General features: G+C 44.7%; 21 protein-coding genes, 2 riboswitches and 1 other annotated feature. Of the genes, 14 read left to right on the plus strand and 7 right to left on the minus strand.

Annotation, left to right across the window (positions count from 1 at the left end; all coding sequences use genetic code 11):
• Window positions 1-39: 39 nt before the first annotated feature.
• The 9 genes from AB5026_RS04980 (at window position 40) to putP (ending at window position 8,941) form a co-directional block, all read left to right on the plus strand.
• The gene (locus AB5026_RS04980; protein WP_015524925.1) at window positions 40-999 is read left to right on the plus strand and encodes a M14 family metallopeptidase; all 960 of its coding nucleotides are present in this window, start codon (window positions 40-42) and stop codon (window positions 997-999) included.
• Between the two features lie 284 nt (window positions 1,000-1,283).
• A riboswitch (cobalamin riboswitch) is annotated at window positions 1,284-1,473 on the plus strand.
• 183 nt (window positions 1,474-1,656) lie between these two features.
• Entirely contained in the window at window positions 1,657-2,595 is a 939-nt protein-coding gene (gene nikB, locus AB5026_RS04985) for a nickel ABC transporter permease (RefSeq protein ID WP_021651480.1), read from the plus strand.
• Window positions 2,596-3,426: a nickel transporter permease gene (gene nikC, locus AB5026_RS04990; protein WP_173722916.1), complete on the plus strand. Its 831-nt coding sequence runs from the start codon at window positions 2,596-2,598 to the stop codon at window positions 3,424-3,426.
• A gap of 58 nt (window positions 3,427-3,484) precedes the next feature.
• The gene (locus AB5026_RS04995) at window positions 3,485-5,053 is read left to right on the plus strand and encodes an ABC transporter substrate-binding protein (protein WP_368212886.1); all 1,569 of its coding nucleotides are present in this window, start codon (window positions 3,485-3,487) and stop codon (window positions 5,051-5,053) included.
• Between the two features lie 14 nt (window positions 5,054-5,067).
• Window positions 5,068-5,853, plus strand: a complete 786-nt coding sequence (locus AB5026_RS05000) for an ABC transporter ATP-binding protein (protein ID WP_021651477.1) — start codon at window positions 5,068-5,070, stop codon at window positions 5,851-5,853.
• Window positions 5,846-6,811, plus strand: coding sequence for an ABC transporter ATP-binding protein (locus AB5026_RS05005; protein ID WP_114002515.1), 966 nt, complete (start codon window positions 5,846-5,848; stop codon window positions 6,809-6,811). Before AB5026_RS05000 ends, AB5026_RS05005 begins: the two co-directional genes overlap by 8 nt.
• Before the next feature lie 18 nt (window positions 6,812-6,829).
• The gene (locus AB5026_RS05010; protein ID WP_059085716.1) at window positions 6,830-7,012 is read left to right on the plus strand and encodes a hypothetical protein; all 183 of its coding nucleotides are present in this window, start codon (window positions 6,830-6,832) and stop codon (window positions 7,010-7,012) included.
• A gap of 35 nt (window positions 7,013-7,047) precedes the next feature.
• Window positions 7,048-7,176, plus strand: coding sequence for a hypothetical protein (locus AB5026_RS05015; RefSeq protein WP_021651475.1), 129 nt, complete (start codon window positions 7,048-7,050; stop codon window positions 7,174-7,176).
• 232 nt (window positions 7,177-7,408) lie between these two features.
• Window positions 7,409-8,941 carry a sodium/proline symporter PutP gene (putP, locus tag AB5026_RS05020; RefSeq protein ID WP_110103526.1) on the plus strand — a complete coding sequence of 511 codons (1,533 nt, stop codon included), beginning with the start codon at window positions 7,409-7,411 and terminating at the stop codon, window positions 8,939-8,941.
• A gap of 115 nt (window positions 8,942-9,056) precedes the next feature.
• Here putP and folK read toward each other — a convergent pair whose 3' ends face one another.
• The 6 genes from folK to AB5026_RS05050 form a co-directional block, all read right to left on the minus strand.
• Window positions 9,057-9,887, minus strand: a complete 831-nt coding sequence (gene folK, locus AB5026_RS05025; RefSeq protein WP_092070551.1) for a 2-amino-4-hydroxy-6-hydroxymethyldihydropteridine diphosphokinase — start codon at window positions 9,885-9,887, stop codon at window positions 9,057-9,059.
• Window positions 9,888-9,896: 9 nt separating this feature from the next.
• Window positions 9,897-10,703 (minus strand): dihydropteroate synthase, encoded by an 807-nt coding sequence (folP, locus tag AB5026_RS05030; protein WP_092070547.1) that lies wholly within the window; start codon window positions 10,701-10,703, stop codon window positions 9,897-9,899.
• Window positions 10,704-10,714: 11 nt separating this feature from the next.
• Entirely contained in the window at window positions 10,715-11,191 is a 477-nt protein-coding gene (locus AB5026_RS05035) for an HD domain-containing protein (protein WP_021651470.1), read from the minus strand.
• On the minus strand, window positions 11,191-11,748 hold the full coding sequence (gene folE / locus AB5026_RS05040; RefSeq protein ID WP_015524935.1) for a GTP cyclohydrolase I FolE: 558 nt from the start codon (window positions 11,746-11,748) through the stop codon (window positions 11,191-11,193). The genes AB5026_RS05035 and folE overlap by 1 nt, the downstream gene beginning before the upstream one ends.
• Before the next feature lie 144 nt (window positions 11,749-11,892).
• Window positions 11,893-11,989: riboswitch (THF riboswitch) on the minus strand.
• Between the two features lie 219 nt (window positions 11,990-12,208).
• Window positions 12,209-12,484, minus strand: a complete 276-nt coding sequence (locus AB5026_RS05045; RefSeq protein WP_015524936.1) for a hypothetical protein — start codon at window positions 12,482-12,484, stop codon at window positions 12,209-12,211.
• Window positions 12,481-12,837: a hypothetical protein gene (locus AB5026_RS05050; RefSeq protein WP_161209500.1), complete on the minus strand. Its 357-nt coding sequence runs from the start codon at window positions 12,835-12,837 to the stop codon at window positions 12,481-12,483. Before AB5026_RS05050 ends, AB5026_RS05045 begins: the two co-directional genes overlap by 4 nt.
• A gap of 106 nt (window positions 12,838-12,943) precedes the next feature.
• Here AB5026_RS05050 and AB5026_RS05055 point away from each other — a divergent pair, with 106 nt between their 5' ends.
• The gene (locus tag AB5026_RS05055; RefSeq protein ID WP_255363762.1) at window positions 12,944-13,078 is read left to right on the plus strand and encodes a hypothetical protein; all 135 of its coding nucleotides are present in this window, start codon (window positions 12,944-12,946) and stop codon (window positions 13,076-13,078) included.
• A gap of 19 nt (window positions 13,079-13,097) precedes the next feature.
• Here AB5026_RS05055 and AB5026_RS05060 read toward each other — a convergent pair whose 3' ends face one another.
• On the minus strand, window positions 13,098-13,397 hold the full coding sequence (locus AB5026_RS05060) for a hypothetical protein (protein ID WP_015524939.1): 300 nt from the start codon (window positions 13,395-13,397) through the stop codon (window positions 13,098-13,100).
• Between the two features lie 174 nt (window positions 13,398-13,571).
• On the opposite strand from AB5026_RS05060, the gene AB5026_RS05065 reads away from it, so the two are divergent.
• The 4 genes from AB5026_RS05065 (at window position 13,572) to alaS (ending at window position 19,974) form a co-directional block, all read left to right on the plus strand.
• Window positions 13,572-14,840, plus strand: a complete 1,269-nt coding sequence (locus tag AB5026_RS05065) for a cell wall hydrolase (RefSeq protein WP_179976481.1) — start codon at window positions 13,572-13,574, stop codon at window positions 14,838-14,840.
• 77 nt (window positions 14,841-14,917) lie between these two features.
• Window positions 14,918-15,406 carry a ribonuclease HI gene (gene rnhA / locus AB5026_RS05070; protein ID WP_114002518.1) on the plus strand — a complete coding sequence of 163 codons (489 nt, stop codon included), beginning with the start codon at window positions 14,918-14,920 and terminating at the stop codon, window positions 15,404-15,406.
• 194 nt (window positions 15,407-15,600) lie between these two features.
• Window positions 15,601-15,921: a binding site (T-box leader), on the plus strand.
• Between the two features lie 97 nt (window positions 15,922-16,018).
• On the plus strand, window positions 16,019-17,245 hold the full coding sequence (gene tyrS / locus AB5026_RS05075; protein ID WP_173761462.1) for a tyrosine--tRNA ligase: 1,227 nt from the start codon (window positions 16,019-16,021) through the stop codon (window positions 17,243-17,245).
• Window positions 17,246-17,331: 86 nt separating this feature from the next.
• Window positions 17,332-19,974 carry an alanine--tRNA ligase gene (gene alaS, locus AB5026_RS05080; RefSeq protein WP_092070532.1) on the plus strand — a complete coding sequence of 881 codons (2,643 nt, stop codon included), beginning with the start codon at window positions 17,332-17,334 and terminating at the stop codon, window positions 19,972-19,974.
• Window positions 19,975-20,020: the final 46 nt, after the last annotated feature.

The following is a 20,020-nucleotide window of genomic DNA, read 5'->3' on the forward strand; positions in this document are numbered from 1 at the left end:
AAAGTGCGGAAATATAAAAAAGGAAAAGGGAAACAACCAATGATCAAAATTGATGACTGGGTGATTGAAAAAGGAGAGAAGGCACAGGGGAAAATTAAGATCACAGGATACGGCATAGCAATGCCGGCAACTGTGATATGCGGAGTGAAAGACGGACCGACGATACTGATCACAGCAGGAATACACAGTGCGGAGTATGTGGGAATCCAGGCGGCAATGGAACTTGCAAAAGAATTTCAACCGGAAGAACTGAAGGGAAATGTGATCATCGTTCCACTGGTCAATGTCAGTGGCTTTGAGCATCGCACCATGAGTTTGGTCTATGAGGATGGCAAGAACCTGAACCGCGTTTTCCCCGGAGATCCTGAGGGAACAGCTGCAGATCGTATTGCCTATGCTATAGTAACAAAGCTTTTTTCCATAGCAGATTATTATATCGACCTGCATAGCGGAGATGGGTTCGAACAGCTTCATCCCTATGTTTATTATGTAGGGGTTGTAGATGAAAAGACAGCAGAGAAATCATTACATATGGCACGGCATATCGGCGTAAAATATGTGGTCCGTTCCACAACCGCCACAGGTGGCGCCTACAATTATGCTTCTTCTCTTGGAATTCCAAGTATTCTCATCGAAAGAGGCGGACACAGCTACTGGACCTGGGAGGAAGTAGAACAGGATAAAAGAGACGTCCGTCACCTTGTTTTTCATCTCCAGGGAAAGAAATGTCATGGTCTGAAGCATTACCGTCAGATGCTTCTTGAAAATGTAGTCTATGAATATGCGCCGTATACCGGATGCTGGTATCCATCCAAGAAGCCTGGAGAGTACTTCTTTAAGGGAGAAGAATTGGGTGAACTGAGAGATTACTATGGAAATTTACTTTACACATCTATTGCAACTGAAAACGGAGTCGTACTTTATCAGACAGCCAGTCTGAACATTATTGAAGACGGACCAATGATCGCATATGCAGCGATCACGGAGACTCTGACCTGATAGTAAACAACCTTTTCAGAACGCTTCTGTCTGAAATCATATTGAAACAGTAAGAAAACCGGGTTTTACCATTTGCTATTCTATTTGTAAAAATAGCGAGGTAAAATCCGTGTTTTTTTAGCAGATCAGATAAATCCAATTGTCAAATCCCCCATGGGGGATATATACAATTCAAGCATCTTTAACAAAATTTATGAGTTTTCTAAAAATATAACATTTTTCCATAGACATAAACTATAGTTTTATCATATAATGTTTCAGTAATTTGACAGCATTTGCTGATTTTCACATCAGCCGTTGTAAGTTCTGAGAGGATTAATAGGGAAACCGGTGTAAATCCGGTACGATCCCGTCACTGTAAGGGGAAATCCTCAGACAAAGTACCACTGGTCGAGTGCGTGAGAAATAGACCGGGAAGGTGTCTGAGGGTAAGGATCCTAAGTCAGGAGACCTGCTTGCAATTGTTTTAAAATGATTCTTACGGAAGATAGGAAGCATATTTATTTTGTGTGCCCGTATTTCGTCACGGGCTTTTTTCGTGCAAATTTTCTAAAATTCCATGCATATTCTGCATATTAAGAATCCAATAGTTTCTTTTATCTAACTAAATTAAAACGGCAATGTTAAAATCGCATCAAATGAGGAAAGGAGTAAAACGTGACAAAGAAACAAGTAGGAAAAAGATTTCTCCAGATCATCATTGTATTATTTGGAATCAGCTTTTTCACATTTGGACTGACCTACCTGTCACCTGGTGATCCTGCGGAGATCATGCTGACAGAGTGTGGTAATCTTCCTACACCAGAGCTTCTGGAACAGACAAGACATGAGCTTGGCCTTGATCAGCCCTTTCTCGTGCAGTATGGTTCCTGGCTGAAGGGTGTTGTTACAGGAGATATGGGACAGTCCTATTCTTTCAAAATGCCGGTAACAGATAAACTGGTATCCTGTTTCTGGCCGACGCTGAGGATGTCGTTGCTGGCACTTCTGATGATGGTCATTATTTCCATACCGCTTGGAATCCTGGCCGCTGTATATCAGAACAAATTCCCAGATTATTTTGTGAGAGGGATTACCTTTGTGGGAGTATCTGTTCCAAGCTTCTGGCTGGGCCTGATCCTTCTCAGCATCTTTGGTGTTCAGCTTCGCTGGATCAATGTTGCCGGGGGCAGTACGGATTTTAAATCTATGATCCTCCCGGCGCTGACTCTTGCACTTGCCATGTCTGCAAAATATACCAGACAGGTAAGAAGTGCAGTGCTGGAGGAACTTCATCAGGATTATGTCACAGGTGCAAGAATGCGTGGAATCAAGGAAAGCGTCATTCTCTGGAAACACGTTCTTCCTAATGTTATGCTTCCGCTGGTAACGCTGCTGGGGCTTTCCCTTGGAAGTCTTCTGGGAGGTACTGCAGTTGTAGAGATCATTTACAACTGGCCTGGAATGGGAAATATGGCAGTAAAAGCAATTTCCTGTCGTGACTATCCTCTTGTACAGGGCTATGTACTCTGGATCGCAATCCTGTACATGTGCATCAACCTGCTTGTGGATCTGTCCTATACTTATCTCGATCCAAGACTTAAGGAGGATAGATAATTGAAAAAGGTATTACGAACATTCAAAGAAAATAAACAGTTCACTCTTTTCTTCATTCTGGGTCTCGTGGTGATCGGAATTGCGATCTTTGCGCCACAGCTCTCACCATATGATCCACTGGATGCAGTTATGACCGAATCACTGCAGGAGCCAAGTTCCGCTCATCCGTTCGGAACGGATAAGCTTGGACGAGATCTTCTTTCCCGTGTTATCTTCGGAACAAGAACCTCTCTGATCATGACCTTATGTCTGGTTGCGGTGATCTTTGTCATCGGTACATTTTTAGGAGTTATTGCCGGATATTTCGGCGGCGTTGTGGATGCAGTGATCATGCGTATTGCAGATATGATGATCTCCTTCCCTGGGCTTGTACTGGCCATTGCCATTGCCGGTATGCTTGGACCAAACCTGGTCAATGCCGTTATCTCCATTGCGGCTGTAAGCTGGACAAAATATGCCCGTCTTGCACGAAGTATGGTCTTGAAAGTCAAGAAGAGTCTTTACATAGAGGCAGCTATAGTAAACGGAACAAAGACCTGGAAAATTCTTCTTGTACACATTCTTCCCAACATGGTAACCCAGATGGTGGTAACTGCGGCAGCAGATATCGGAACTATGATGCTGGAGCTGGCTTCCCTTTCATTCCTGGGATTTGGTGCAACTGCGCCGACACCGGAGTGGGGACTGATGCTGAATGAAGGAAGAACCTACATGGCAAAGGCGCCATGGCTTATGATCTACCCTGGTATCGCTATCGTGATCTGTGTTGTTGTTTTCAACATGCTTGGAGACAGCATCCGTGATGTACTGGATCCGCGCCAGGATCAATAAAACAACTCTGTAACAAACCAACACCATATGATCAGTATATTATCTTTAGGAGGATGAAATGAGAAATAACGTAATTAAAAAAGTGCTGGCTGCTACACTTGCATGTATGATGACTTTTTCCATGACAACAGTGGCTCAGGCAAAAGGTGACAAAAAAAGTGATAAGGAGATCACCATCGGAGTAACAAGCTTTGCAGATACACTGGAGCCGACAGAGCAGTATTTCAGCTGGGTTGTATCCCGTTATGCGATCGGCGAGTGCCTCACAAAATTCGATGAGAACGGTGAGATCGTTCCATGTCTTGCGGAAGAGTGGGAAAACAGTGACGATGGAAAAACATGGACCTTCAAGATCCGTGAGGGCGTAAAATTCTCCAACGGTGACGATATGACACCGGAGATGGTAAAAGCCTCCATCGAACGTACCGCTGAAAAGAGTGACCGTGTTCCGGAATTCTTTGATCTCGACAGCCTCGAAGTTGACGGACAGAACCTGATCTTCCATCTGAACAGAGCAAATGCAAACATGGCCGGATGCCTTGCAGACCCGCTGTTTCTGATCGTAGATACAAATGTAGATGATTCTACATTTGCCATGGAAGGACCGATCTGTACAGGACCTTACGCAGTAGAGTCCTTCAGCCCGACGGATTCCTGTATCGTAGTAAAAAATGAGAACTACTGGGATGGAGAAGTTCCCCTTGATAAAGTTACACTGAAATGTGTGGATGACCAGACAACACGTTCCATGGCTCTTCAGACAGGTGAGATCGATATCGCTTACAACCTGAAAACAGAGAACCTGGTTGAGTTTGAGGGAAATGACAATTACGACATCCAGGAGCTTCAGTCTCTTCGTTCCACCTATGCATTCATGAACCAGAACGAGGATCATGCACTCAGCGATAAGGCTCTTCGCCAGGCACTTCTTCGTGGTCTTGACAAGGAAACATACTGCAACACTCTTCTTGAGGGTGGTGCAACAGCTGGTAAAGCACCGGTTCCTCCAACACTTGACTTTGGATTCGATGATCTGAAGGATGAGAATTCCTATGATCCGGACAGCGCAAAGAAGATCCTTGATGAGGCCGGATACAAAGATGTTGACGGTGACGGATTTGTAGAAACTCCTGACGGAGATCCTCTTGTTCTTGATTTTGTTATCTACACAAGCCGTGCCGAGCTTGGTGTATACGCACAGGCAGCACAGGCCAGTCTGAAGGAGATCGGTATCAACGTAAACCTGAATACAGTAAGTTATGAGACACTTCTTGACATGAGAGATTCCGGTCAGTATGACCTTCTGATCTGGAACGTGTTGGTAGCAAACACTGGAGACCCTGAGAACTACTTAAGAGAGAACTGGTACAGCTCCTCTGCAAACAATACTGCAGGATACAATAACCCGGAGGTTGACAAGCTTCTTGACGAGCTTGCGCAGACATTTGATGAGGACAAGAGAAAAGATCTCATCATCGATATTCAGCAGGATATCATGGATGATGCTGCAACTGTATTCTTTGGTTATGAGACAACCTACCTCTTCTCCAACAAAAAGGTAACAGGTGTTAAGATGTATCCAATGGATTATTACTGGCTGACAAAGGATATCACTCTTGCCGAGTAAAGGAGCGCTTATTTATGCTTGAGATCAAGGATCTTTCCGTTCGGTACGGAAAACAGGCACCTACCATTGAACATTTCAACCTTTCCATGAAGAAGGGGGAGATCATCAGTGTGGTAGGCGAGAGTGGAAGTGGAAAAACAACCGTGATCCGTGCTGTCCTCGGCGCACTTGGCGGAGGTGGCCGGGTCAGCACCGGAGATATTCAGTTTCACGGACATTCTCTGCTTTCCAATACAAAGAATGAATGGAGAAATTTAAGGGGTACCCGCATTTCCATGATCTTCCAGGACTGCGGCGGAACCCTGAACCCTATCCGTAAGATCGGAAGTCAGTATGTAGAATATATCTGTACACATACAGATGTATCCAAAGCAGAAGCATGGAAGAAGGGATGCTCCATGCTTCAGAAAATGCGTCTTCCGGACGCGGAAAATATCATGAAAAGTTATCCACACCAGCTTTCCGGTGGCATGCGCCAGCGAGTTGGTATTGCCATGGCCATGACTTTTAACCCGGAGCTGCTTCTTGCAGATGAGCCGACCAGTGCGCTGGACGTTACTACACAGGCACAGATCGTACGCCAGATGATGGAGCTCCGTGATGATTTCGGAACCGGTATCATCATTGTTACTCATAACATTGGCGTAGCAGCCTATATGGCAGATCAGCTTGTTGTTATGCAAAACGGAAAAGTTGTGGATCAGGGAACACGAGATGAGGTCATGGAGCATCCGACCAGTGACTATACAAAGAAACTGCTGGCTGCAGTGCCGGAAATGGAGGGACAGCGTTATGTTTAAGGAATCCGATATCGTACTCAGTGCAAAACATATCGTAAAACAGTTCCCGGCTTCCGGCGGCAGAACATTAACAGCCTGCAATGACGTAAACTTAAATGTTTATAAAGGAAAAACTCTGGGAATCGTAGGAGAGAGTGGCTGCGGTAAATCAACCTTTGTCCGCATGGTCATTTCTCTTGACAAACCGACCAGCGGAGAGATCCTTTACCATGGAAAAAACCTCTCTGATCTTTCCAAAAAAGAAACCTGGCTGAACCGTCAGAACATGCAGATGGTCTTCCAGGATCCGCTGGCGTCCTTTGACCCGAAAATGAAGATCGTGGATATTCTCACAGAACCCCTGATCAATTACGGAAAGCTGAAAAGAAGCGAAAAGGAATCCAAGGCCAGAGAACTCCTGAAAATGGTAGAGCTTCCTGAAGATTTTACAGACCGCTATCCCCATAACATGAGTGGTGGTCAGCGTCAGCGTATCAGTATTGCCCGGGCACTTTCCCTGGAGCCAGAGATCCTGGTATGTGACGAGGCTACCTCTGCACTCGACGTTTCCGTACAGGAGTCCGTGATCCGGCTTCTGGTACGTCTCCAGAAGGAGAAAAACATCAGCATGCTTTTTATCTGCCATGACCTGGCTCTGATCCGTTCCTTTGCTCATCAGATTGCTGTCATGTACCTCGGGAATATCGTGGAGGTAATTCCGGGAGAGGATGTTACGGAAAAGTCTCTTCATCCATATACACAGGCTCTTCTGGGGGCACAGTTTTCCATTCATATGGATCAGAACAAAAAGATCGAGAGCATCGAAAGTGAGGCCCCCAGCCCTCTGGATGTTCCTCATGGCTGTCCATTCCAGAATCGTTGCGAACACTGCATGGAGAAATGCAGGACGATCCGTCCTGTGCTCACAGAAGTAGAGTCCGGACATGAAGTAGCCTGCCATTATGTAACGGAAAAATAAAGAAATGCACAAAACAGTATGATTTTTAAAAACTTTAAAGTACTGGTCATTCTGTTGTTGCTGCTTGCCGTTTTTACAGTTGGCGGAAAAAAAGTTTCTGCTGCTGTCGAAGACGGAGATATCCAATATACAATAGGTGTTGTAGTATATAATCAGGACAGCCCGGAAATGAACATGTTCATGAACTATTACAGAGAATAATCGCGCTGACAGGTGGTTCCTCCGCAGGAAACTACATGCATCTTCAGAAAACGATCGGTGTTCTGAAAGCTCTGGCTGAGAAGGAGGGGCTGACTTATTCCGAGGATGTTGAGAAGCTTGCATATACAGTGGAAGATGTGCAGAAGCGTATGGAAGAAAAATAAACAGAGATTTTGAAAAAGAGCTGGGCCGCCTTATATGGTTCAGCCCTTTTTCTTCATATAAAATACTTTTTTATGTAAAAAAACGAAAAATCCTCTTTACTTTCTAAAGTTAATATAATAAAATCTATAAATATGTGTAAAACTGGTTTAAAAACAGAAAGCATGGGGATGCATAAGCAAAATCCCTCATGTTTTGTGATTTTAAAGCAGAAACATGGAAGGGAGAGAAACAATGACAACAGCACATATTTGTATAATGGCAGCCATTATCGTCTATCTGGGTGCAATGATCTTTGTAGGTTATCTATGCTCCAAGAACAATAATGACAGTTCTGATTTCTATCTTGGAGGACGAAAGCTTGGTCCACTTGTCACAGCTATGAGTGCAGAGGCTTCTGACATGAGCAGCTGGCTTCTGATGGGCCTGCCGGGACTTGCTTATCTTACCGGTATTGCAGATGCAGGCTGGACAGCCATTGGCCTTGCGATCGGAACTTACGTAAACTGGAGGATCGTGGCAAAAAGAATCCGCCGCTACACACATGTGGCAGGAAATTCCATTACATTGCCATCCTTTTTCAGTAATCGTTACAGAGATGAGAAAAAGATCCTGCAGTCTATCGGAGCGATTTTTATCGTGATCTTTTTTATTCCGTATACAGCTTCCGGATTTGCAGCCTGTGGTAAACTTTTTGCAAGTCTCTTCGGTGTAAAATATCTGCCAGCTATGATCATCAGTGCACTGGTCATCGTTGGATACACCACACTGGGAGGATTCCTGGCAGCATCTACCACGGACTTTATCCAGAGTATCATCATGTCCATCGCTCTTGTGATCGTATTTGTATTCGGGATCAGCACCGCAGGTGGTATTGAAGCAGTTGCAGACCATGCAAGATCACTGCCCGGATATCTGACTATGTTTACTACATATGATCCAACAACCGGAACAGAACAGGCATATCCGCTGCTTAATATCATTTCCATGCTTGCATGGGGACTTGGATATTTCGGAATGCCGCATATTCTTCTTCGTTTCATGGCGATCGAAGACGAAGAGAAGCTTACACTTTCCAGAAGAGTAGCAACTACATGGGTAGTGATCTCACTGGCAGTGGCAGTACTGATCGGTGTAGTAGGACTTGGAATGACAGCAGCAGGAGAGTTTGACCTTCTGGAAGGCTCCGCATCTGAGACAATTATCGTTCAGATCGCAGATCTTCTCAGTAAACATGGTGTAATTGCAGCAATCCTTGCAGGACTCATCCTTGCAGGAATCCTGGCATCCACCATGTCAACTGCAGATTCTCAGCTCCTGGCAGCATCCTCAGCAGTTTCTTCCGACCTTCTCGGAAGTATCCTGAAGGATAAAGAAACAAAAAAAGAAAGCATGGTAGCCGATAAGATCACGCTTCTTCTCATCGCAGTAGTAGCTATGTTTATTGCCCGCGACCCGAACAGTTCTGTGTTTACTATCGTATCCTTTGCCTGGGCAGGCTTCGGAGCCGTATTCGGCCCGGTGGTACTTCTGGCATTATTCTGGAGACGTTCCAACTGGCAGGGAGCTCTGGCAGGAATGATCTGCGGCGGTTCCATGGTATTTATCTGGAAATACGGAATCAGCACGCTCGGCGGCGCCTGGGGAATCTATGAACTTCTTCCCGCATTCCTGGTGGCTATTGCAGCAAACATCATCGTCAGCCTCATTACCAAGGCACCATCCAAAGAGATCACCGACGAATTCGACCTGGTAAACCAGAAATAAAATATTTTTTAGATAATAGTCAATAATTCACACTGATACAAAACAAGCCCGATACAGATTGTAGTAAAGATATCTGTATCGGGCTTGTTATCTTTTTATTATTTAATAAATAAAGTCACACCGCCAAAGTTTTTCCCTCAAGCTTTTTTAACAACTGCTCCATTGTTAAATTTAATACCGGATGCCGAAGATACGGTGCGATTTCCACCATAGGCTTCAAAACAAAATCCCTGTTTTCCATATCAATATGAGGCACATGTAGTTCCACTGTATCAATGATCTCATTATCGTAAAACAGAATATCCAGATCCAGTGTCCTTGGTCCCCAGTGAATGATCCTTTTCCGGTCCGCAGCCTGTTCCAGCACATGCAACCTGTCAAGAAGCTCCTCCGGAGAAAGCAGTGTCCGGACTCTTAAGGCTCCGTTGAGAAACTCATCCTGCTCCACATCCCCGTAAGGCTCCGTTACAAGATACTCGGAAACCTTTTCAACAACAATCTCTTTCATATCCCGAAGACCCTGGATCGCATTGTCCAGGTATTTCTTCTTATCCCCCATATTGGAACCAAAAGCAATATAAGCCGTATGCCAGCCTCGGGTAATTTCCACAGCAACGGTTTTCAGCGGAAGGCCTACCGGAGCCCAGGGTTTTTCAATACGGAGGGTGATCTTTTTAAGAAGAGGGAGAGAAAGCAGCAGCGTCTCTGCCAGATTCTCCACAGCAGCCTCCAGAAGTTTATAAGTATTTTTCTGAAGAAAATCGGTGATCATATGACTGACTTCTCCATAATTGATGGAAGCAGAAAGATCATCTGTCAGCCCTGCCGGACGTGTTTCTGTATACATAACAGCAGAAACAACAAATTTCTGTCCGAGAGCTGTTTCTTCCGGAAACACACCATGGTTTGCAAAAATCTCAAGATCTCTGATTTCGATTTTATCCATCAGTTCCTCCTAACGTCCCAGAATAGCTTCTGTCATCTGGATGACGCGTTTATTTTCTTTGATGTCATGAACACGGACAAATGCACAACCCTTCATAACACCGATCACCGATGTGGCAAGAGTTCCCTCTACACGCTGATCTACAGGAAGATCAAGGGCAAGTCCGATCATGGATTTTCTGGAGGTACCAAGAAGCACCGGATATCCCAGCTTCCGGAAAAGCTCCAGATTATCCATGGTCATCAGGTTCATCTCATAGGTTTTACCAAATCCGACACCAGGATCAAGGATGATCTTATCATCGGCAATACCGGCACGTTTGGCAATATTGACACATTCCTGGGTTTCTGCCAGCATATCCACAATAAAATTATTGTATTCAGTATTATCTTTGTTATGCATCAGACAGCAGGGAGCCTGATATCTGGCAATGACAGGAGCCATTTCAGGATCATATTTCAGTCCCCAGATGTCATTGATAAGATCTGCTCCGTGTTTCAGGGCTTCTTCCGCAACACATCCCTTATAGGTATCTACAGAGATGGGGATATCAAAACGCCCTTTTACTGCTTCGATAACAGGAAGAATACGCTCGATCTCCTCCTGTGCGCCAACCGGTGTATGTCCCGGACGTGTGGATTCCCCACCGATATCAAGAATATCAGCACCTTCGGCGATCATAGCTTCTGTATGTTTCAGGGCATGATCCATATCGTTCCATTTTCCGCCATCTGAGAAAGAATCCGGTGTGACATTTAGGATACCCATAATATATGTTTTGTTTTTTACATCAAACTCACGATTTCCGATTTTCATGGAAAAACCTCCTAATATTGGATCGTCATATTTTTTTTGGCAGGAGACCAGTAACATTCCGGCTCTGCTTTACAGGAAAAACAGTTTCTGGAGCTTTTGTCCGCAGTATAGAGCAGTTTTCCAAGAACTGTCGGATCCGTCTGAGCTCTGTGACCACGTATTGCCGCAATGATCGCTTCCATTTCTTCCATAGAAAATCCAAGCTCGTTTAAGATCTGTCCTGCGATAGCAGCACCGGCCTCATCATGAGGAGTGCCATCTTCATACTGTCTGGCCCGTCCGATATCGTGAAGAAGGGCAGTACAGTAGATCAGTTCCTTTGAAACAGGAGCATTTTCCTCAAGTGCCCGGATATAGGCAAGGCGTGCCACATCCAAAAAATGCTCCGGTGTATGTCTGCAGAATTCACGGTCAGTCTCCAGAAGCTGAAGCTTATTAAGCTCATTTTGATAGAGCGGATGATTCCAGATCTGATTCACTCTGTCCATCAGTCCTTGACCATAGCAAGGAACTGTTTCTGAAGCTCCATATTTTCTTTAAATTCACCTCTGGTAACAGTCGTAACCGTTTTGCTTCCCGGCTTTTTGATCCCACGCATGGTCATGCAGGTATGCTCCGCTTCCAGCATAACCATGATTCCCTTTGGAGCGAGAACACGTTCCAGCGCATCTGCGATCTGCACAGTCAGACGTTCCTGGATCTGCGGTCTTCTTGCATACACATCAACGGTACGGGCCAGCTTGCTTAAGCCGGTAACCTTGCCATTTGGGATATATGCGATATGAGCTTTACCGTAAAAAGGCATAAGATGATGTTCGCACATGGAATAAAAGGTAATATCCTTTTCCAGAACCATTTCATTGTTCTCTACATGAAACTGTTTCTGAAGATGTTCATCCGCTTCATTATCAAGTCCGCCATAAATTTCCTCGCACATGCGGGCGATACGTTCCGGAGTTCCCTGCAGTCCCTCTCTGTTTACATCCTCGCCGATTCCCTCGAGAAGAAGCTTGATCGCCTCTTCAACTTTTGCTTTGTCTACCATAAATAACAACCTCCATTTGTTAAAAAAATCACGTTTTTCGGAGACTGTCTCTTTTATTTTTGCGCATAAAAAAAGATATCTCCAATTGTAATAGAACGTATGTCGAAAAAGCCCTACACAATATGAGATATTCTCTTATATTGCTGCAACGGGTGCGGATTTCATACCGTAAGACGTACTTTTCGTTCTGGCGACAACTCCCCATTCGCCAAACACTTAACGCATAAAATCCTATTTTGCATATCATTCATTTCACGGACAAGTATACCATATACTGATATAAGAAGAAAGGGAAAATGATAAAAAAATATCACAAAAATAGGGAATATGTTCTATGAATTATGCGATAGAATCTATGGATATGTCAGATTTTTGCAGATTATATTCCGACAAATATAAAAAGAATTACAAAGTAGAAAATCCCGGAACAGAAAACCGCTGTTCCGGGATCACAAAGCTGTTAATGACGTATCATTTTCATCAGATTCACAATTCTGTCAAGCTTAGCTGCCTCTGCCGGACTTTTCCCCATTTTCAGAACTTCTATGATAGTGGAGATCTCATCAGAGCTGAAATTTAAGCCCGCATTTTTTCCTTTAGAAGCTGCGCCCATGATAAAAGGCAGAAGTTCGGACGGATTTTTCCCTAATCCCTGATCTGCCAGTCCCTGAAGCATGGAAAGCTTCTGAGGGTCCATTCCAGAAAGCCGGGGATTATTTTTCCAGTCATCACTCATGGATTCTCACCTCCTGACGAATCTTCATTCATGATCTGAAGCATCTGGATCGTAGCCATAAGACTGGTGATATGATCGATCTGACGGCGATTTTCTCCGCCACAGCACTTACGGATATCCTGCAGCATTTCCAGAGGATCGGTGCCGGAAAAACCGGTAGCCTGCAGATCGGCTGTTCTACGGTTGCTTTGAAAAAGCGACATGGTATTCCGAAGTTCCCGGACTTTCGTATACACAGATAAAAACCGCTGCCCGGAAGAAGGAAGGTACGGGATCATGGCTTTCAGCATCTGATCCTGGTCACTTTCCACCATTTCATCCAGAGCAGTACGTGCGATAGGCTCCTGTTCCATAAAAAAATCCTTTTTCCTGAAATCTATGAATTTGCAGAAAGAAATATGACAGAAACCTTCTCTGGTCATATTATATATAGAAGAAATTTTTCAAAGGAATGTGATTATGGAATCTGAAAAAAAACAGGAACTTGTCATTGATGGAAATTCTTTTTATGAGATAGATCTGAAATGTCTGGAAGAGAAAAAACAGAAACAGGAGGAAGCAGAAAAACGGCAGCAGAAAAGGCAGAGGAAATAACCTCTGCCTTTTCAAAAGATCAGCAGCAATTGTTGCAGCCGCATCCATTTCCGCACAAAAGCAGAAGAAGGATGATGATCCAACAGCTGTCGTTGCAGCCGTTGTTATTACAGCCACAGCCACTGTTGTTTCCACAGCAACACATCAGACAGATGATCCAAAGGATACAGGAGCAGCTGTTTCCACCGTTTCCAAACAGGGAATTTCCGCAGCCATTATTACAGCCACAGTTATTGTTACATCCACATCCTGTGCTACATCCGGAATCACAACCACATCCGCAATCACATCCACAATTGGTAGCCGCTAAGTCACTCATCGATAAGTCCTCCAGCAAATTTTATTTACACTTCATCATATGGCAGGAGTCCGTCCACAGTTACAAAAAAGTTGACAGTGTTTATTCATTACGATATAATAAACGAAATGTAACATTTTTGTAATTTTTGAGACAAACTAGCTTTTATATCTAAAACAGGAAATGGGGAAAATTATGAAGAGTTTCAGAACAAAAAAATGGCTGAAGGGTCTGATGCTTGCTATGCTGCTGATCGTGGGAAGCACAGTCTTTTCTGCTTCTGCAAAAGAGGTACAGGCTGCCACTGCAGGCTTTAAAACTATCGATGGAAAAACATACTACATAAAAAGTGATGGGAGCAAGCAGAAAGGCTGGCTGACCCTGGGCGGATACAAGTACTACTTTAACACAAAGACCGGAGTACAGGTAAAGGGCTGGATGAAGGTCAATGGCAAATATACCTACTATTTTACAAAAGGCAAGGGTGTTATGGCAACCGGCTGGATGACAGATTCCAAAGGCCATAAGCGCTATTTCAATCCCAAAACAGGTAAGCTTACCACAGGCTGGGTAAACTGCAGCAAGGGAAGGAAACGTTATTTCACAAAAGGCGGAGGCATTATGGCAACCGGCTGGCTCACCAACAGCAAAGGGCAGAAACGTTATTTTTACAAAACTTCCGGTTATATGGCAACCAAATGGGTAAAAAACAAATCCAAAAATATCAGCTACTATTTTGCCACCAGTACCGGTTATATGTATACTGGTCTGAAGACGATCAATCAGAAGAACTATTATTTTAAATCCAACGGTGTCATGGCAGTAAGTACCTCCGTGACAGTGAATGGAATTACATACTCCATCGCAGCAGACGGAGTGGCCACTGCGAAGACTACCAAACCAAATCTAAATGTCAGCAATGGAGATGTCAAAGTTTACGATACCAAAAACAGCAGATATTACACTATGGTAAAAGAATATAAGAGCCATCCTGGAATAGCCAACGGCAAGACATCCGATGAAGCACTGCTGGCCGCACTTTGCGAATCGGAGGCAGGCGATCAGGGCAAGATCGGAATGGAAGCAGTAGCACTTTGTGTTCTGAATCGTACGATCAAATCAGACAAGGAATTTCCATCTACGATACGAGGTGTGATCTATGAGAATATCGGAAGCAGCACAACCCCACAGTATTCTGTAGTGCGGAACGGGGCCCTTCTCAAACGTCTCAATGGTCAGTTTGAAAACCGTACTCTTGCTTATCAGGCTGCAAGAGAAGCAATGACTATTTTCAATAAACATGTCACTTCCGGCAAAGCCAGAACACTCAGAGGATTTAAACAGAAAGATTTTAATTATATGTATTTCATGATGACCAGCTATTTCTGGAACCAGAATCTGAATTTCAGCAAAGTGAAATATGAAACTTATAAAGGCCATACATTTTTTGTAGACTGGGTATAAGCAACATAGTCTCCGGCAGTAAACTTTGAACAAACAGGCGTATGGACATAAAATTGAAAATTTAAGGAGAAGCAAATATGCAGGTGAAAATCTATACGGATGGTGCAGCCCGGGGAAATCCGGATGGACCGGGAGGCTACGGAGCAGTTCTTCAGTACATCGATACCAAAGGCCAGTTACATGAACGTGAACTGTCCAGAGGCTACAAAAAAACCACAAACAACCGGATGGAGCTGATGGCAGCCATCGTAGCACTGGAAGCACTGAACCGCCCCTGCCAGGTGGATCTGTATTCCGATTCCAAATATCTGGTAGATGCTTTTAATCAGCACTGGATCGATTCCTGGCTAAAGAAAAACTGGAAACGTGGAAAAAACGAAGATGTGAAGAATGTAGATCTCTGGAAACGCCTTTTAAAGGCCAAGGAGCAGCATCAGGTAAGCTTCCACTGGGTTAAGGGACATGCAGATAATCCGTTAAATGAACGGTGTGATCAGCTTGCCACATCAGCGGCAGACGGCAATGACCTTTACGTAGATGAAGGAATAAATGGCTTACAGAAATAAAAGTTCCACTTATCACTCACAGAAAACCCGAAACATACCGCGCGAATTTATGCGATCAGCGTAAATTCTGTGCATCGCGAAGCGTGTTACTGAGAACAGAGTAAAAAGTAACATTCTGCCACTTTAAGTTGTCAAAGCAATATTAAAATTTCTTGACAAACAAAAAAGCAGTTTGTATACTTCATATAGTATAGTAAAAGGCTTGGAAGGGAAAAAGTAGCTTGAGGAAAACCCCACAGAGAGCAGCCGGCAGGTGAGAGGCGCAGGGTAGAACTTTTGTGAATACATCCCGGAGCTGCGCACCGAATCGGAACTTGATACTGTAAATTATAAACTTTATAATAATAGCGTATTATAGATAGGCTGCGACGGAATGGCACCCGTTATTGTGCTGAAGTGGTTTTATATCTTGATATATATGGATATAACGGGATGTAGATTCACTTTATGAGGCAGGAAATGCGAGTTTTCTGTAAATTTAGGTGGTAACACGGGACCCGGTTCTCGTCCTAAACGGACAGGAACCGGGCATTTTTATTTTTTACGCTGATACTGTAAATTATAAACTTTAATAAAAGCGTAAACATAAAAGCTATACAGGAGGAAAGAACAATGACAGTTTGGGAAGAACTGAAAGCACGTGGCCTGATCGCACAGGTTACAGACGAAGACGAGATCAAAGAGATGGTAAATAACGGAAAAGCCACATTCTATATTGGCTTTGACCCTACAGCAGACAGCCTTCATGTAGGTCACTTCATGGCTCTTTGCCTGATGAAGAGACTGCAGATGGCAGGAAACCGTCCGATCGCCCTTCTCGGCGGCGGAACAGGAATGATCGGTGACCCGTCCGGAAGGACCGATATGCGTCAGATGCTGACAAAAGAAACCATCCAGCACAATATTGACTGCTTCAAGCAGCAGATGAGCCGTTTCATCGATTTCTCTGATGGAAAAGCTCTTATGGTAAACAATGCTGACTGGCTTATGAACCTTAACTATGTAGAGCTTCTCCGTGAGGTAGGTGCTCACTTTTCCGTAAACCGTATGCTGACAGCAGAGTGCTACAAACAGCGTATGGAACGAGGCTTAAGCTTCCTGGAATTTAACTACATGATCATGCAGAGCTACGACTTCTACATGCTGTACCAGAAATACGGCTGCAACATGCAGTTCGGTGGCGATGACCAGTGGAGCAACATGCTTGGCGGTACCGAGCTGATCCGCCGTAAGCTTGGCAAGGATGCCTATGCCATGACCATCACACTGCTTCTCAATTCTGAGGGCAAAAAGATGGGAAAAACACAGTCCGGAGCTGTATGGCTTGACCCGAATAAGACATCCCCGTTCGATTTCTACCAGTACTGGAGAAATGTAGACGATGCTGACGTTATCAAATGTATGCGTCTTCTTACTTTCCTTCCTCTTGAGGAGATCGACGAGATGGCCAAATGGGAAGGCAGCGAGCTGAACAAAGCCAAGGAGATCCTTGCATACCAGCTGACAGAGCTTGTACACGGTGAGGAGGAAGCCAAGAAAGCACAGGAGGGTGCCCGCGCACTGTTCTCAGGTGCAGATACTTCTCATATGCCTACAACAGAGCTTTCAGAGGAAGATTTTGACAAGGAAGGAAAAATCGACCTGATCACACTTCTTGTAAAAGCAGAGCTGGTACCAAGCCGTTCCGAGGGTCGCCGTGCGATCCAGCAGGGTGGTGTATCCATCGATGGTGAGAAGCTCACCGATATTTACCATACGGTTGAGAAGGATGCTTTTGCAGGGGACGGGATCGTTCTGAAACGAGGCAAGAAAAAATTCAAAAAGATCTGTGTAAAATAATTTCCCATATCTGTGACATTTCCGGGATAAAGCTACGGCATTCCGGAAATGCTGACAGGTAGGGTTGACACAAGGAGGATAACAACATGAAAAAGTACGGAGTGAACGAACTTCGTAAGATGTTCCTTGACTTTATGGAGAGCAAGGGCCATCTTGTAATGAAAAGCTTTTCCCTGGTTCCTCAGGGAGATAAGAGTCTTCTGCTGATCAATGCAGGTATGGCTCCGCTGAAACCATATTTTACAGGTGCTGAGAAGCCGCCAAGAACAAGAGTGACAACCTGCCAGAAATGTATCCGTACCGGAGATATCGAAAATGTAGGTAAAACCGCACGTCACGGTACTTTCTTTGAAATGCTTGGTAACTTCTCTTTTGGTGATTACTTCAAGAAAGAAGCCATCCACTGGTCCTGGGAGTTTCTTACTGAGGTTGTAGGGCTTGATGCAGACCGTCTCTACCCATCCATTTACCTGGATGATGATGAAGCCTTCAATATCTGGAACAAAGAAGTAGGGATTCCGTCTGAACGTATTTTCCGTTTCGGAAAAGAGGATAACTTCTGGGAGCATGGCGCAGGTCCATGCGGTCCATGCTCTGAGATCTACTATGACCGTGGCGAAAAATACGGCTGTGGTAAACCCGGATGTACGGTAGGCTGCGACTGCGACCGTTACATGGAAGTATGGAACAACGTTTTCACACAGTTCGAGAACGATGGAAACGGAAACTACACAACCCTGAAACAGAAAAACATCGATACCGGTATGGGACTTGAGCGTCTTGCTGTAGTTGTTCAGGATGTTGATTCTATTTTTGATGTAGATACAATTTGTGCACTTCGTAATCTTGTATGCGAGATCGCACATAAAGAATATGATAAAAACTATGCCGATGACGTTTCCATCCGTCTGATCACGGACCATATCCGTTCCGCAACATTTATGATCTCCGATGGAATCATGCCAACCAATGAGGGACGTGGATATGTTCTCCGCCGTCTGATCCGCCGCGCAGCACGTCACGGACGTCTTCTTGGCATCGAGGGAACTTTCCTTGCAAAATTAAGTGCACAGGTGATCGAGAGCTCCAAAGCCGGATATCCGGAGCTTGAGGAGAAGAAAGAGTTCATCTTCCGTGTACTGACAAATGAGGAGAATCAGTTCAACAAAACTATCGATCAGGGACTTCGTATCCTTTCCGACATGGAAGAGGATATGAAAAAAGCAGGTGAAAAGACTCTTTCCGGTGACAACGCATTCAAGCTTTATGATACGTACGGATTCCCTCTTGACCTTACAAAAGAGATTCTTGAGGAAAAAGGCTACGGCATTGACGAGGAAGGCTTCCAGAAAGCAATGGAGGAACAGAGAGTCAAGGCACGTACTGCCCGTGAAGTAACCAACTATATGGGGGCAGACGCAACCGTATACGATGATATTGATGTAAACGTAACAACAGAATTCGTCGGCTACGATCATCTTACCTTTGATTCCAAGGTTACTGTCCTTACCACAGAAACAGAGATCGTAGATTCTCTCACAGAGGGACAGAAGGGTACCGTATTTGTAGAGCAGACTCCTTTCTATGCGACAATGGGTGGACAGGAAGGTGATACCGGTGTAATCGAGACTGCAAACGGTAAATTTGTTGTTGAGGACACCATCAAACTCCGCGGCGGTAAATTCGGCCACGTAGGACATATGGAATCCGGTATGATTTCCTCAGGTGAGACAGTATCCCTGAAGGTAAACGAAGAAGCAAGAAAAGATACCGAGAAAAACCACAGTGCAACACATCTTCTTCAGAAAGCACTGAAGACCGTTCTTGGTTCCCACGTAGAGCAGAAGGGTTCTCTGGTAACTCCGGACAGACTTCGTTTTGACTTTGCTCATTTTCAGGCTATGACAGCAGAAGAACTCCAGGCAACAGAAGAGCTTGTAAACAAAGAGATCCAGGCAGGGCTTGATGTTCATACAGATGTCATGGATGTGGAAGAAGCCAAGAAATCCGGAGCAATGGCTCTTTTTGGTGAGAAATATGACCAGAAGGTACGTGTAGTATCCATGGGAGACTTTTCCAAAGAGCTCTGTGGTGGTACTCATGTAAAGAATACAAGCTCCATCATGCTCTTTAAGATCGTGTCCGAATCCGGTATCGCAGCTGGTGTACGCCGTATTGAGGCACTTACCGGCAAAGCAGTTATCGAATACTACAGAAAGCAGGAAGAGCTTCTCCATGAGGCTGCAAAAGCATTAAAGGCCAATACAGCCGAGGTTGTAGAAAAGATCAGTCACCTGCAGGCTGAGGTAAAGGCTCTTCAGAGCGAAAATGAATCCCTCAAGAGCAAAGCTGCCCAGAGTGCACTTGGCGATGTCATGGATAAAGTCGTTGAAGTAAACGGCGTAAAACTCCTTGCAGCCAAAGTTGAGGGCGTTGACATGAACGGTCTCAGAGACCTGGGTGATAAACTGAAAGAGCAGCTTGGCGAAGGTGTTGTCCTTCTTGCAGCAGTAAACGACGGCAAGGTTAATCTTCTTGCAATGGCAACGGATGCAGCTCAGAAAGCAGGCGCTCATGCAGGAAACCTGATCAAAGCTGTGGCAGCGATCGTTGGCGGTGGCGGCGGCGGACGTCCGAACATGGCACAGGCCGGCGGAAAGAATCCGGAAAAGGCTCAGGAAGCTATGGACGCAGCAGCAGGAATCCTTGAAAAACAGCTCACAAAATAACAAAGTTGTGCGTGATTTACAATTTTGACATTTTTTTCATAAAAAT

This window comes from Blautia sp. RTP21359st1_E11_RTP21359_211015, assembly GCF_040910705.1.
GTDB lineage: Bacteria > Bacillota > Clostridia > Lachnospirales > Lachnospiraceae > Blautia_A > Blautia_A fusiformis.

Excerpts from the sequence above, each read along its gene's own strand:
- AB5026_RS04980 (WP_015524925.1), top strand. The coding sequence starts at position 40 with ATGATCAAAATTGATGACTGGGTGATTGAAAAAGGAGAGAAGGCACAG.
- AB5026_RS04995 (WP_368212886.1), top strand. The coding sequence starts at position 3,485 with ATGAGAAATAACGTAATTAAAAAAGTGCTGGCTGCTACACTTGCATGT.
- AB5026_RS05000 (WP_021651477.1), top strand. The coding sequence starts at position 5,068 with ATGCTTGAGATCAAGGATCTTTCCGTTCGGTACGGAAAACAGGCACCT.
- AB5026_RS05005 (WP_114002515.1), top strand. The coding sequence starts at position 5,846 with ATGTTTAAGGAATCCGATATCGTACTCAGTGCAAAACATATCGTAAAA.
- AB5026_RS05010 (WP_059085716.1), top strand. The coding sequence starts at position 6,830 with ATGATTTTTAAAAACTTTAAAGTACTGGTCATTCTGTTGTTGCTGCTT.
- AB5026_RS05015 (WP_021651475.1), top strand. The coding sequence starts at position 7,048 with ATGCATCTTCAGAAAACGATCGGTGTTCTGAAAGCTCTGGCTGAGAAG.
- putP (WP_110103526.1), top strand. The coding sequence starts at position 7,409 with ATGACAACAGCACATATTTGTATAATGGCAGCCATTATCGTCTATCTG.
- folK (WP_092070551.1), bottom strand. The coding sequence starts at position 9,887 with ATGGATAAAATCGAAATCAGAGATCTTGAGATTTTTGCAAACCATGGT.
- folP (WP_092070547.1), bottom strand. The coding sequence starts at position 10,703 with ATGAAAATCGGAAATCGTGAGTTTGATGTAAAAAACAAAACATATATT.
- AB5026_RS05035 (WP_021651470.1), bottom strand. The coding sequence starts at position 11,191 with ATGGACAGAGTGAATCAGATCTGGAATCATCCGCTCTATCAAAATGAG.
- folE (WP_015524935.1), bottom strand. The coding sequence starts at position 11,748 with ATGGTAGACAAAGCAAAAGTTGAAGAGGCGATCAAGCTTCTTCTCGAG.
- AB5026_RS05045 (WP_015524936.1), bottom strand. The coding sequence starts at position 12,484 with ATGAGTGATGACTGGAAAAATAATCCCCGGCTTTCTGGAATGGACCCT.
- AB5026_RS05050 (WP_161209500.1), bottom strand. The coding sequence starts at position 12,837 with ATGGAACAGGAGCCTATCGCACGTACTGCTCTGGATGAAATGGTGGAA.
- AB5026_RS05055 (WP_255363762.1), top strand. The coding sequence starts at position 12,944 with ATGGAATCTGAAAAAAAACAGGAACTTGTCATTGATGGAAATTCTTTT.
- AB5026_RS05060 (WP_015524939.1), bottom strand. The coding sequence starts at position 13,397 with ATGAGTGACTTAGCGGCTACCAATTGTGGATGTGATTGCGGATGTGGT.
- AB5026_RS05065 (WP_179976481.1), top strand. The coding sequence starts at position 13,572 with ATGAAGAGTTTCAGAACAAAAAAATGGCTGAAGGGTCTGATGCTTGCT.
- rnhA (WP_114002518.1), top strand. The coding sequence starts at position 14,918 with ATGCAGGTGAAAATCTATACGGATGGTGCAGCCCGGGGAAATCCGGAT.
- tyrS (WP_173761462.1), top strand. The coding sequence starts at position 16,019 with ATGACAGTTTGGGAAGAACTGAAAGCACGTGGCCTGATCGCACAGGTT.
- alaS (WP_092070532.1), top strand. The coding sequence starts at position 17,332 with ATGAAAAAGTACGGAGTGAACGAACTTCGTAAGATGTTCCTTGACTTT.